The following is a 14,350-nucleotide window of genomic DNA, read 5'->3' as shown; positions in this document are numbered from 1 at the left end:
ATCGTTTTCAAGTAGGCCGTAGCGAGCCCCAGCGAGTTACGGCAATTGTGCATGGGTGAATCTCGATGCCGTAACTCGCTAAGGCTCGCTACGGCCTACAAACTGCGACCCGATGATTGGGCTGCTGTAAAATACTAAAGCTCAAAGTTAAAGGTCTTGGCAATCACTCGCCAAAGTCTTCCTCCCAGGGACATTGGGTCCACGTGAATCTTTGCTGAACCGCGATAGCCGGGCCGCACCAAAACACCATCCAGTTTTAGTGGCACCCTTGCCTGATACGACACGCTTCGTGGCTTAACCATTCCGGTCGTTGGATCAATTTCGGTTTGCAAATCACCGCCGGTCTGGCTGGACATAGAAACCGATGTCGCTTCGAGTGGTTCATTGGACTTTTCGGTGATCATTCCGCTGAACGTTTTCATCCGCAACGAATCAAACTTCAAATCAACTGCTTGACCTTCACGAACCAACTGAACGTCGCCCTGGTCAATCACGACCACCGCTTCGTAATCATTGGGAGCACCGATTTCGCAGATGACGTCATCCGCAGTCAACAGCGCACCACGGTTCTTTTGATCTAGCGGTGACCCGGTCCAACCCGGCAATCGTCCGTCGCGGCCATTTTGAGGTTCACGATAAGGTGGTTCGATCACATAGCCGTCTCGCTTGGCACGAACGGTCAAACGGTCAAGCTCTTCCTCGGTTTTTTCTCTGAGGTGCTGAACCGACGCCAACAGTTCTTCTTGAGTTTCAATTTGTGATTTCAGGGCTTCGTTATCCCGCACCTGAAACGACAAGTTCCGCAGTTTGACCTGAGAAACGGTTTCTTCACCGCGCAGTTGAGCGAGCTGGATTTCCAGATCCGGATTCTTCAGCACCGCGATTGGATCGCCTTGGCGAACGATTGCCTTGGGATCAACCGTCCACTCAATCCGCCCGGGGGCTCCCGCGTAAACCGAACCGGCTTCGCTAGGCCTGACCTCGAAAGCACAATCGATGTGGTGGGGCAACGGGATGTAACAGACGCCCGCAATGATGGCCGCGAAAATCGCTAGCGAGGTCAATAGAGGCTTACGTTTCACTTTCGACAATCTCCCAGGTGTACGACAAAACTTCCACGTTTGTTTGACCGGTTGAGCCACCAATCCAAAGAAACCAACCACAGCAACCATTCGCCCAACCGCTTGCAAGCCGTAGGGTTCGAGCACCTTGATCACAAACCAGACGATCGAAAAGACGACCACCCATCGGTAAATCACACTGGCGATCGTGAACATCGCGAACATGAACTTGCCACGTGTCGGCAAGAACGGATCGTCCTGCAATTCCAATCCCAAGCATGTTTTTTGAAACCATCGTTTCAGAACTTCGGTGCTCTTCTGACGAAGGTTGGGAATTTCCAACGCGTCCATCAGGATGTAATAGCCATCGAACCGTAGCAACGGATTTCCGTTGACCAACACGGTGCTGACGACGTTCAAAAACATCATGTTCAAACAAAGGTCATTGATCGTCGTTCCGTTTTCAGTGAAGTACCAAACGAACGCAGCAACCGACGCCAAAATCATCTCGACATAGATTCCGGCCGCACCAATCCAAACCCGTTTCCATTTGTTGGGCAACATCCACGAATCGGAAACGTTGCAGTACAAACAGGGCGTAAAGACCAACAACATGAAGCCGATTTCGTGACACTCGCCACCAAACTTTTTGCAACTCAGACCGTGACCGAATTCGTGGATAACTTTAACGATGCCCATCGTTGCGGCCAGAATCAACCAACGATCGGCAGCGAAAAACTGCTGGAACGTGGGCAATTTGGCGTAAACCGTGTCGTACTGACTAGCCAGCAACATCGACGCGGCGAATAGCAGTAATCCAAAACACAGCAGAGCGGGAACCGTAAAGATCCAACCGAACCAAGGCAGGATCGCGTTGAGGATTTTCTCGGGGTCGAAACCGCGATAGCGAAGTGCAAAGACGTTGGCAAACTTGCCCAGCGTCTCTTTGTTCTTCTTCTTCCGTCCACGTTCACGCAGCGCCTTGCCCTGGCCAGGCGAATTGCTGATCACCAAACCGCTGCGATGCAACATGCCAATGAATTGCTGCAAATCACCAAACGTGATCTTCTGAGGTGCAAACCGCCGCTCAAATCCTTCTTTGATCTGCTGCAGCGAAACGTGGCCATCCAACATGTTCAGAATGAAGTACTCTTCGTCATGAAAACGAAAGTACTGCAATCCCACCGGTTCCTTGACCACCCAATAACCCGTGCCCTGATACCGTTGCCGGTTCGCGGACAGGTCAGGACGCTTGCGCACCGTCAGCGCACGTGACGAGCTGCTAACAAGGGATTCGGCAAGAGTAGACATGGAAGAAGCTTTTAGCGATTAGCTGTTAGCAATTAGTTTTGTTGGATGAGGAAGTTGGATTTGGAAAGCTAACAGCTAATCGCTAAAAGCTAATCGCTATTTACTTAATCGTGATTTCGGCTTTCATGCCGGGTTTGAATTTCCAATCGTTGCCGAACTTTTCGTTTTCGATCTCGACCCAAATGTTATTCAAATCTCGGACGTCCACTTCCATGCTGACGTAACCAATTGTTCCATCAACGGTCACGCTGCGATCGCCTTGGAAGACCGTGACTTCGACGGCAGCACCCTTTTCAACGACGCCGGGGTAACGCAATGCATCGATGTCGCCTTCGACTCGCAACCGATCCATTTGAATCAGAGTTGCGATGGGACTGCCCGCTTGGACCCATTGGCCAATTTGTGCAATTCGTTTTTCGATGAACCCGGTGACCGGTGAAGTGACATCGCGTTTGGTCAATTCAAATTCGGCCATGTCTAATTCAGTTTGCTTCGCAATGCGTTTGATCAAAGCAATTTTCTGTTCCATCTTGGCCAATTCAATTCGCAGCACCTGACGTTCTGCTTCCAAACGCTTCTTCTCCATTTCCCAATACGGGATCGCACCTTCTTTGCGAAGCACTTTGTAAGACTCGTATTCGGCCTTGGCGACTTTTTCGTTGTTGATGGAGTCTTTAAGGTTGATGTCATTGAGTGCGTTGAGTGTGGCCTCTTTTTCCTCCGCCTTTTTCAGTTCGACGGCAAGCTTTGCCGCGGTTGCATCAATCGTCGCCAGCACTTGATCCTTGGTGACGGTGTCGCCTTCTTCAAACATCAACTCAGTGAGCGTTCCGTCAGCCTTTGCCGGAATGTCAGTCTTGTTGATGTAGCGAACCGAGCAATTGACGGCACGGATTTCACGCTCACCACGTTCCTGGGCATGCACGAGACTGGTCGTCGCGGCAATCGCGATCGCCACAGGTAAAAACGCTTTTAGGATAAGTGTCTGGCGCATGAGAAAAACTTTTTGGAAGGACAAGTAGGCCGTAGCGAGTTACGGCAAGTGTGTATTCGGGAGTCGGGACGCCGTAACTCGCTGGGGCTCGCTACGGCCTACGTCAATGAAGACAAGTAGGCCGTAGCGAGCCTTAGCGAGTTACGGCAAGTGTGTATTCGGGAATCGGGACGCCGTAACTCGCTGGGGCTCGCTACGGCCTACGTCAAGGATGACAAGTAGGCCGTAGCGAGCCTCAGCGAGTTACGGCAAGTGTATATTCGGGAATCTGGACGCCGTAACTCGCTGGGGCTCGCTACGGCCTACGTCAATGGAGACAAGTAGGCCGTAGCGAGCCTCAGCGAGTTACGGCAAGTGTGTGTTTGGGAATCGGGATGCCGTAACTCGCTGGGGCTCGCTACGGCCTACGTCAACGAAGACAAGTAGGCCGTAGCGAGCCTCAGCGAGTTACGGCAAGTGTGTATTCGGGAATCGGGATGCCGTAACTCGCTGGGGCTCGCTACGGCCTACGTCAACAAAGACAAGTAGGCCGTAGCGAGCCTTAGCGAGTTACGGCAAGTGTGTATTCGGGAATCGGGATGCCGTAACTCGCTGGGGCTCGCTACGGCCTACGTCAATGAAGACAAGTAGGCCGTAGCGAGCCTTAGCGAGTTACGGCAAGTGTGTGTTCGGGAGTCGGGACGCCGTAACTCGCTGGGGCTCGCTACGGCCTACGTCAAGGATGACAAGTAGGCCGTAGCGAGTTTCGGCAAGTGTGTGTTCGGGAATCGGGACGCCGTAACTCGCTGGGGCTCGCTACGGCCTACGTTGAGGAAACTAGAAGAAAAACTTGCAACACCATTCATAAATTTCGTGGAAGAACACGAACCCGCTCGATGCTCGACCACACTTCACCTTTGCAATCACCTTCGCGCCTGGACGCGGGTTCAAACGACGCAACGGTTCTTGTTCAGGAAGCGCCTTCATCTTGATGATCGCGCCATGTTCTTCGTTGGCTTCCGCACGTGTCGCGATTGTTCGGACCGGCAGGACCGCATCAAGAGGTTGATCGGGGTCGGTCGCCAAAATGTACGAGACGTCGATCACCGAATCGGGCTCAGTCAGATTGTTGGTTCGGACAAACTCGTCCAAGTGACCTTCACGTTTTTCGGGCAGATCCAATTCCAATCGCAACGGCTGATTCAAATCGGCGACCTCCAACAAAACCTGGCCGGTCATAATCGGACGACTTCGCAGCATCTTTTCGACGTCCCAAGAAACGACGACACCATCGATCGGTGAGCGAATGTTCAAATCCTCGGCACGTTTTTCGTGCAACGCTTTTTTCTGAAGCAGCACCTTGTACTTAATCTCAAGCTCGTTTTGTTCTGACTTCAATGCTTGAACGTCGGCCCGCTTTAAGTCTTCGCCATAACTGAGTTGCCCCTTCACTCGCGACTGTTCGGCCAGCGTCGTCAGAATTTGGCCTTCGACTTCAACCATCTGTTGTTCCATGTCCGGATTTCTAAGCCGGATCAAAACGTCGCCTGCTTTGACGACGTCATTGTGGTCGACCGAGACCTCGATCACTTCACCGTCAATCGGTGCAAAGACCTCGCGGCGAGCCTCGGGGATCAACGTGCCTTCGGCTTCCAGGTTGAAGTCTTTGGGAATGAACGTCAGCCCCAAGATAATGGCAGCGATCAAGCCGAGCACCGCCAGTGTCTTGGGCAGTGTCCGAGCACGCAGCACCCAAGTCGCACGTCCCAAAGCACGCCAGAGCGGCATCAAGAATAGATTGCTGTGAGCCCGCGAGTTCGCGATCGCTCGTGTACCGTGTTCGTAAACCAGATCGACGCGAGAGCGATAGATTTCGGCAGGAATGTCGCTTTCGATCTGCTCGACGATCAGCGCCCCAATCACTTCGCCTCGGTGAGCGTTGTCGCGATCGATCGTTCCCGCGGCACCCGCTTCTTCGTCCTGACCAAGGCGTCGCTCAGGTTCACGAAGTGGCAGCACCGCGATTTGCCGACCGTAGGATTCGTCCACGTAGTCTTCAAGCGCCTCTTCGATTTGCGGCGGCAGATCTTCGGTCGATCCATCGTGCCAAAGCGGTTCACCGGCCGCGACCACTCGAGTCGCCAAGTTATTTAGAGCCGTCACAATGTTCGATCGATTTTCGATCGTGTCCTGGCCGCTGATCGCCTGGACCGTACACTTACCGCCCTTCTTGATCGCCACGCTGACTCGGTCACAACCAATCATTCGTCGGCCTTCGTTGGCGACGATGTAACAGGTCTCTTTTAGGTCGAGCGATTCATGAGTCGCGCGAGCGAACGAATCGGCTTGCTGCCATAGCGTTTGGCGATCACCTAGCTTTTGAAGCTTTTGAGTCCGCAACCACTCGGTCGCCAACTCACACATTTGTTGCAGGAACCGCAGGTAGCCTTTTTGCGTGTCAGGCGCGGTGTCCGGACGCTGGAAAATCTCAATCAAACCGTCGTTCTGGCCTTCATGCTTCAACGCACCGAGAACCAACAAGTAACGAGTCGGGTTGCCTTCGGCATCACCATCGGTTGTGCCGGAGTACGGTGGCACCAGCAACGATTGGCCGCTGTGGGCGACACGTTGCAGCAGACGTTTGTGACGCAGAGCATCTTCGGTGTCCTCGGCCAAGATCGATGGTTCAGCATTGATCTGATACTGCAGCTTTAGATGCTGATCATCGTCGAGCAACCAAACCGCGCCGCCGGGTGCGGCCAGAGCCGTGATCACTCGCGAGAGCAATTCAGAATAGAACTCTTCGGCGGTCGCGCCGCTCTTTGCCAAGGCAGCGATCTCGTTGACCAATCCACGAATCTGTGCCTTGGTTTCCTCGACCGTTTGCTGGTTGACCGACATGGGCTGGGCTTCGCGAAAGTGGGAACGGAATCAAATGCTGCGGCAAATCGCCGCCAAAATGTTTATCGAGGATCGAAACTACTGAAAACGTCAAGATTTTGCCACGCTGACCTGACCCTTCGCTGCAAATTTGGCAAGCCAAGCACCCAAACAGGCCGGTTCACCCAAACAGGCCGGTTTTCTGGGCGGAAACCGAATGGGGACTTTTCACGACACTGCGAAAAATCGTCCCTCGACAATTTATACAACTTGTATAAACTCGTCCAGAGTTGATTTAAGAAAATCGGAATCGATCCTGTAATCAAGCTTCCCTAGGAAACGGATGTCTACCACCGAGCCAGCCGATACGCCGCCCGATCTGGCTGGAAAAGACGTCTTGGTTGGAAAAGACGTCGGCCGGATTGCCGGCGAGCGTCCGTCGCAGGCTCTGCAGTCGCTCGAACAGGATCTCGCCAGGCTGCAACGATCGATTCGCATGACGATTGCGGACAAGCTGAACCAGTTTGCCGGTCAATCGATGGGATCGATCGAAGAGAACCGAAAGCTGGTCGATGCGATCGCACGGATGCTTGATTCGCACGGGCTAAGGGTCCAGTGCAGCGAGTGCGGGCATCCGGCAATTCTACGAATCTCGCCACGAGGCTCATCCAACGGTGTTTTCGTTTTCGACCACACCATCGAAGGCCGGCGAACGTTCCACGGCGGTAAGAACCGAATGCCAGAAATACGCTTGGTCACCAAGCCAGCGAGGAAGAAAGCTGGCAGCGGCAAGCCTTCGAATAAGCTGGCGTCTTAGGCAACCGTTGCAAAACGTGTCCGATCCCGCCAGCGTTCAGTCCATCGCCGTGAAGAGATCTTGGTCGCGGAAAGTTCGTTTAGCCGCGTGGGCATCGCCCCGCGCGTCCACGCTGAACGAAACGCGCGGGGCGATGCCCACGCGGTTAAACGGTTTAGAACCCTTCACGGCGTGAGGTACAGCTAACGATTGACTGAGCAGGTACTGAACCCTGGCGGGCCCAGCTACGGGAAAACCGGGAAGTTACTTCGGGACAGTTCTTTGGAAATGCTCCCCAGCGACCGCCCGCCAGGGGGAATTAGATACCGCCAGGCTGGCGGGCCTAGCGACGATTTAAGGTGGAAACCTACACGCACTGCGATCGAATGCATCTGACGACATCTACGGTGCGGATGTCTACTTAAACATATTCTTAAGGTAATTTCAAAAGATTTTCCTTTATGGGGGGTGAGTTTTAGGCGAAGCTGGTAATTCGTAATGCGGCGTGTTTGTTCGGTTTTTGCGGATCACACACTTCGACCTAGTTTTCCTCCCTTGAAGAGTTAAAGGTACAAATGATGAAGAAATTGATTTTTACCCTTGTCGGTGCCCTGATGCTGACCGGAACGGCATCCGCTGACATTGTGATTGACACCACTGCAAGTCCCCAATCTTCGTTTGGGGCACCGGGTGGTCTTTTTATTGATTTCGATGCGACTCCGTCGACCCTCACTGGGCAGACCGTTACTCTGACCGAGAACGTGACCTACTCTGTCGACAGCATCGGTTTGGTAGGGAGCAGCCAAAATACCCAAGTGGTTGATCTGTTTTTGGGTGTTTACAGTGGCTACGACGGCACCGATTTAACGGGTTTTCTTGGCGCATCGGATGCTGCGGCAACATTCGGTGGTGGCGATGGTTCACCGATCAATTACACCTTTACTGGAATTACTGTAACTTCCAACGCTGATCTGGCAGATACTAGCGACCGGTTGTTTTTCGCATTTCAGAATGACGCAACTGCTATCCCGGCTATTTTGGACTTGCCTGGCAACAACGTTTACGGACTTCAGGCAGTCGGTAGCTTCGCTGGTGGGGCGGCAGATCCAGCTTACCTTGTCAGCGTGGTGCAGGATAACGGCACCATCCGTAATGATCGCGCCTTGGTCGCGTCCGTTGGAACCACCGTCATTCCCGAACCTTCCTCGCTTGCCATTCTCGGCGTGGCTGGCGTTTGCGGTTTGGTACGACGCCGACGTAAGTAAGCAGACTTTTTGGATGTGAATCCAGATTGACTGTTAGCGGAACATCGATCACGGCGAGACGGGTTGCAGTAACCCGTCTCGCCGTTTTCGTTGCGCGGACGCGCCCGGCAATGGTAACCGGCGGCGTAAGCGAGGGATAAACGCAGATCCCCCGCTTACGCCGCGGGTTATTATTGGCTTGCTCGTCTGAGCGGAGCGACATATCGCTACGGGTTATGTCGCCGGTTTTCGCTTAACTAAGGGGCTGGCCGACAATGACTTCCCGGTTTTCCCGTAACTGGGCCCGCGAGGGTTCAGTACCTGCTCAGTCCGTCATTAGCTGCACCCGACTGAATAGGTACTAAACCCTGGGGCGGGCCCAGCTACAGAAGATTTCGCCAAAGACGGAACTCGTTTCAGGACAGTCCCTCCAATACGGTCTGCCAGCCATGTGATCGTCTCTCATGGAATACCGGTCGATCATCGCTCTTTCTTGATTGGCACGTGACTCATTTGTTGTGATTTCCAGTCTTGGGATTGAGAACTTTTTGCCTGATGCTTCGTTCAAAGAACACTGATCGAGTCCTGCTTCGAAACTGCCCAGAAACAACTTCCCGATTCCCCAACCCGAACGCGTGATCGAGGGATGTTGTTTGACGCGGAAATCCTTCGCTGGCGCGTTCGGGTTGGGATTTGATTCAATCTAATTCTCATGAAGTCATTTCGAGTTAATTTCTTTAACGAAACAACACACCTCCTCTTCCAGGGAACACATGCCACGCTCGCGTAAAACGAAGTCACGTCTTAACCGCCTGGAATCGCTCGAGAAACGCCAGTTACTGGCGGCCGACTTTCTAATCACCGAGTTTGTTGCTTCCAACGGCTCTTCCTTGCTCGACGCCTACAGTCGGTCTTCGGATTGGATCGAGATTCGGAACGTTGGTAGCACCGCGGGCGACTTGCAGGGCTGGTCGTTGACCGACGATCCCGATGAATTGGATCAGTGGACGTTTCCTGACACACCGGAATCAGAATTAGCGGCAGGTGATTTCCTGGTTGTGTTTGCCTCCGGTGATGGTGTGCCCGAACCTTCAACCGGCGAACTGCATACCAATTTCAGACTCAGCGCCGGCGGCGAGTACTTGGCGCTGGTTCAACCCGGTGGCCAGGTCGCCAACGAGTTTGGGTCGGCAACCAGCGACTATCCTGATCAGCAACGTGACATTTCGTTTGGGATCGATTCATCAGGAAATACGAATCGCTACTTCGTCACACCAACGCCGCGCACAGCAAACGGAATTGGCGTGGAAGGATTCGTCGAAGACACAACCTTTAGCTTGGACCGTGGGTTCTACACCTCGCCAATTGTCGTGGACGTGACTTCGGCGACCGAGGGTGCGACGCTGGTTTACACCACCGACGGCAGTGAGCCGACGCTGTCCAACGGAACGGCGGTATTCGTCGGTGCCAACACCGCGCCGACGGCTTCGGTCCCGATTAATACAACGACAGTCTTGCGTGCCGCGGCGTTCAAGAACGGTCTGCTAGAAACCAACGTTGATACTCAGTCGTATTTCTACTTGAACGACGTTGTCGATCAGCCCTCCGCCCCAGCGGGTTTTCCCACCACGGGTCTACCGAGGTTTATTGATTATGAAATCGATCCAGAGATCGCTGGCCCAGGAAACCCGACCGGCCGCGCCGATGTCCTGGCGGCATTGGAATCACTGCCGACGTTGTCGCTGACCTCGGATGTCGACAATATCTTTGGCCCAGCCGGCATCTACAGTAACCCACAAGATGACACGATCGAGGTTGCGACGTCGGTGGAGTGGATTTTGGCGGACGGAGAGTCCGGATTCCAGGTCGATGCCGGTCTCAAAATCGCCGGCGGTGCGAGTCGTAATCCTTCGGCTTCGGCCAAGCATTCGATGAGTCTTCGATTTCGGTCGATCTACGGTGCATCGCGACTTGATTATCCGCTGTTTGCCGATTCGCCGGTCACCGAATTTAACAGCCTTCAATTGCGGGCGATGTACAACAATTCGTGGATCCACCGCGATTCAAATCAACGCGATCGCGGGACGTTGATTCGCGATCAATTCATTCGCGATTCGATGATTGCAATGGGCAATGATGATGGCGGACGCGGGTCCTATGCGAACCTGTATTTGAATGGTTTGTATTGGGGCGTTTACAACGTTCACGAAAGAGCAGATGCGTCGCACTATGCCGAGTACCATGGTGGCGACGATGATCGCATCGATGCACTCAACGGTGGATCGCCAGTCGATGGGACGATCGCATCTTTCAATGCACTGAAGGCCGCAGCAGCGGCTGGCAATTGGACCGAAGTGACCAATCGTTTGGACGTCGATAATTTCATCGACTGGACGATCATCAATGCCTACGGCGGCAATGATGACCTGAAATTCAACGGCAATTGGCGGGCCGCGGGGGGCGGGTTAGACGGTGCCAAGTGGCGGATGTATTCCTGGGATAGCGAGCGGACGTTGGAAGGCGTCAATGCGAAACTGCCCGGAACGATCACTGACGCGACCCGCATGCTGGCTGACCTTTCAGACATTCCAGAATTCATTGTCCGCTTTGGCGACCGATTGCACCTGCACTTTTCCGAAGGCGGAGCGCTAACACCGTCGGCCACCGAAACGAGATGGAATGCGCGTGTGGCTGAATTGGAAGACGCCATCGTTGCCGAATCCGCTCGCTGGGGTGATAACCGCGAGTCGCAGCCGTACACCAAGGGCGGCCATTGGACGCCCGAGATCGACCGGTTGATCAATACTTACTTCCCAGCTCGTTCAGGCATTGTCCTGGACGCATACGAAAACCTTGGATTCTTCCCCAGCATCGATGCGCCTCAAACGCTGATCAATTCCAATGTCCAAGCCGGCGGCGCGGCCGCTGCTGGCAGCGAACTAACGTTCGCCGCCGAAGCCGGTGAGATCTATTACACGACCGATGGCTCCGACCCACGTCTTCCCGGCGGCGGTGTTAGTCCAAACGCGATCAAATTCAACGGGATCGCGGGTCAACGAACACTGATCGATGACGGCGAATCGTGGAAGTACGACGACACCGGAACCGACCTGGGGACCGCATGGCGATCATCCAGTTTTAATGATTCAGGATGGAGCGAAGGCGACGCCGAACTTGGGTACGGCGAATCCGATGAGGCGACGGAGATTTCGTATGGCTCCAATCAACAAGACAAACATCCAACATCCTATTTCCGCAAAACCTTCACGCTCTCCAATGACTTCGACGCGCTAACGTTGCAGTTAAAGGTCGACGATGGAGCCGTGGTCTACTTGAATGGTGTCGAGGCCGATCGCATCAACATGCCAAGCGGCGCGATTAGCTATTCCACCAGCGCCAGCGGTCCGGCTGGCAACGACGGCAATTCGTTTATCAACATTCCGCTGAATCCGAACCTGTTGGTGGTCGGCAACAATGTTCTTGCGATCGAAGTGCATCAGATCCGCAGTGTCGTCAACGGTCAACGCACCGGACCGGTCACCAGCAGCGACTTGAGTTTCGATGCTAGGTTGTTGGGGGTGGCGTCGGCGTTCCAGAGCGATCCAATCGTGCTGAATCAATCAGTTCAAATTCGCACCCGCGCACGCGATGCGGGTGCCCAATGGTCGGCCCTGCAATCGTCTGATTTTGTCGTGGCCGGCGAACCCGCCGACGCGACGAATTTTCGGATCACCGAAATTAATTACAACGATGGCGGAGACGATGTAGAAGACTTTATTGAAGTCATGAATGTCTCGGCCACTGAGTCGATCGCGCTGTCGGGATTAAGTCTATCGGACGCCGTTCGTTTTGACTTCGGTGATACCGTGCTCGCTCCGGGGCAACGTGCAGTCGTGGTCGAAGACGCTGATGGTTTCTCAGCTCGTTACGCTGGATCCGGCAGCGGTCCGATCCTTGTGCTAGGCGTCTGGGAAGGTGCCTTGAACAACAGTGGCGAAGAAATCGAGGTCATCGATTCAGCCAATAACGTGATCATGTCCGTTGATTATCGCGACAGTGATCCCTGGCCATTTGCCGCCGACGGCAACGGTGGCACGCTCTCGCTGACCGATCCTTTGAACACGCCCGCCGCGGAACTGGACAAGCCCTATCGCTGGACCGCCAGCGGCGTGTTTGGCGGAACCCCCGGCAGCGCATCAGTGGCTCCGCGGGGAATCGTTGTCAACGAGATCCTTGCGCATACCGACCCGCCTCAATCCGATTCGATTGAACTACGCAACTCCAGCGATCAGCCGATCAACATCAGTGGTTGGTGGTTGAGCGATTCGAGCGAGAATCTATTGAAGTATCGGATCCCAACGATGCCGGCGCTGCAACCTGGTGCTTTGGTCGTCTTTGATGCAGGCGACTTTAATCTCGATCCCGCCCTGCCTGGGCAGGTTAGCTTTGGGCTCAATGCCGCCGAAGGTGATCAGGTTTACTTGTCTCAAGCGTCCGGTGGCGTCGTCACTCGAATCGAAGACGCGGTCGAATTCGGCGCAACCTTTAACGGCGTGTCTTTGGGACGCACGCCCGACGGTTCGCGGTTGGTCCCATTGCACCAACCTAGCCTGGGAATGACCAACGGCGCGTTCGCTTTTTCGGACGTCGTGATTAGTGAAATCCAGTATCACCCCGATGCCGCCGACGAAGACAACCTGGAATTTATCGAGGTCACCAATTGGACCGATGGCACGATCGACTTGTCGAACTGGAGACTTCGTGGAGAAGGCGACTTCAATTTCGCTGAGGGGCAATCGATTGCAGCGGGCCAGAGTTTGGTCATCGTTCCTTTTGAACCGAGCAACACCAGCGACGTGACCGCATTCAACAATCATTACGGCATTACCGGTGGTGGTGTGACGCTACTCGGTCCATTCACGGGTTCGCTCTCCAACAGCAACGGCCTGGTCAAACTGCAATCGCCCGATGATCCGCCAATGGATGATCCAATGATTCAGCCAAACGTCAATGTTGATGAATTGGTCTACGACGACTTGGCTCCTTGGCCAGTCTCCGCAGACGGTTCGGGCAATTCCCTCAACCGAATCGGCCCATCAACGCTGGGTGCTTTCGCGGGAAGTTGGCAGGCCGCTGCTCCCACGCCCGGCAGCGTGAATTCGGCACCGAACGTCGATTCGATCGAAATCAACGCGGGCCGACCGACGCGATCGGAAGTCACCTCCATCACCGTGAACTTCGATTCGATCGTTACGCTTGATGCCAGTAACTTTGAACTAACAAATACGCGAACCAATGAAATCGTCAGTGGCCTGTTGGTTGATACGGACAACGGAGGTGGCAAAACGACTGCGACGTTGACGTTCACCGCAGGCGACTCAGTAATTAATGGAATCGATTCCGATCTCGCCAGCACGCTTGCCGATGGAACCTATGAATTGCGATATCGGTTTGATGGTTTTGGAAACACCGCCAATCGCGTAGACAGTTTTTTCCGCGATTACGGCGATGCAGATGGAGACGGTACCGTGGGACTGACCGACTTTGCCGCCTTCCGAAGCGTCTTTGGTCAAGAGGATTTAGTCGGAGGCTTAGACGCCGACCGCGATGGCGAAGTCAGCCTGACCGACTTCGCCGCTTTCCGTTCGGCATTTGGAAATTAGCGGCATGAGACGGCTGAAAATTACGATTTAACTTTGCGACACTTCTCGGTGAACGCCACCAATGACCGGGAATAGACGTCGCAATTTGGCAAAAAATGGAAACCCGTTCTTCATTTGTATCCCCTCTATTTTCATTTTTTGTCCATCCATCTTTTGCCATCATCAAACTGTTCCAGAACCAGACGAATGCTGATCAAATCGTGATTCCCAAGCCGACCACTTGGTGGCGTTCACTGTTTTGAAAACGGGCGTTTTACGCGTAATTTCACCTCTCCCGCCCTGCGGGAAAGGTCGAGCCAAAGCGAGGGAGAGGGTTTGCGATCATCAACGCTCGCCCCCTTCCGGCCGCTGAAACGTCCGACCTCCTCCCGCTGCGCGGTCGAGGTAATTGCTGGCGTTCACCGAGAGTTGTCAAAAACTTC

6 protein-coding genes are annotated in these 14,350 nt (G+C 54.1%); 3 read left to right on the top strand and 3 right to left on the bottom strand.

Annotation, left to right across the window (positions count from 1 at the left end; all coding sequences use genetic code 11):
• Positions 1–134: 134 nt before the first annotated feature.
• The 3 genes from RC85_RS00765 to RC85_RS00755 all read right to left on the bottom strand — a co-directional run bounded on the left by RC85_RS00765 (position 135) and on the right by RC85_RS00755 (position 6,246).
• A complete protein-coding gene (locus RC85_RS00765) occupies positions 135–2,372 on the bottom strand; it encodes a site-2 protease family protein (protein ID WP_235033386.1) in 2,238 nt (745 codons plus the stop codon).
• Between the two features lie 100 nt (positions 2,373–2,472).
• Positions 2,473–3,366, bottom strand: a complete 894-nt coding sequence (locus RC85_RS00760; RefSeq protein WP_235033385.1) for an efflux RND transporter periplasmic adaptor subunit — start codon at positions 3,364–3,366, stop codon at positions 2,473–2,475.
• 816 nt (positions 3,367–4,182) lie between these two features.
• Complete coding sequence (locus RC85_RS00755) at positions 4,183–6,246, bottom strand: HlyD family secretion protein (RefSeq protein WP_068257950.1); 2,064 nt, start codon at positions 6,244–6,246, stop codon at positions 4,183–4,185.
• Between the two features lie 322 nt (positions 6,247–6,568).
• Here RC85_RS00755 and RC85_RS00750 point away from each other — a divergent pair, with 322 nt between their 5' ends.
• The 3 genes from RC85_RS00750 (at position 6,569) to RC85_RS00740 (ending at position 13,928) form a co-directional block, all read left to right on the top strand.
• Positions 6,569–7,042: a hypothetical protein gene (locus tag RC85_RS00750; protein WP_235033384.1), complete on the top strand. Its 474-nt coding sequence runs from the start codon at positions 6,569–6,571 to the stop codon at positions 7,040–7,042.
• A gap of 557 nt (positions 7,043–7,599) precedes the next feature.
• A complete protein-coding gene (locus tag RC85_RS00745; RefSeq protein ID WP_068257949.1) occupies positions 7,600–8,286 on the top strand; it encodes a PEP-CTERM sorting domain-containing protein in 687 nt (228 codons plus the stop codon).
• A 752-nt stretch (positions 8,287–9,038) separates the two neighbouring features.
• The gene (locus RC85_RS00740) at positions 9,039–13,928 is read left to right on the top strand and encodes a lamin tail domain-containing protein (protein WP_068257948.1); all 4,890 of its coding nucleotides are present in this window, start codon (positions 9,039–9,041) and stop codon (positions 13,926–13,928) included.
• The last annotated feature ends 422 nt before the right edge of the window (positions 13,929–14,350 follow it).

This window comes from Rubripirellula obstinata (assembly GCF_001642955.1).
GTDB classification, from domain to species: domain Bacteria; phylum Planctomycetota; class Planctomycetia; order Pirellulales; family Pirellulaceae; genus Rubripirellula; species Rubripirellula obstinata.
Note: the sequence above shows the minus strand (reverse complement) of the source record. Positions and strands in the feature narration are given on the sequence as shown.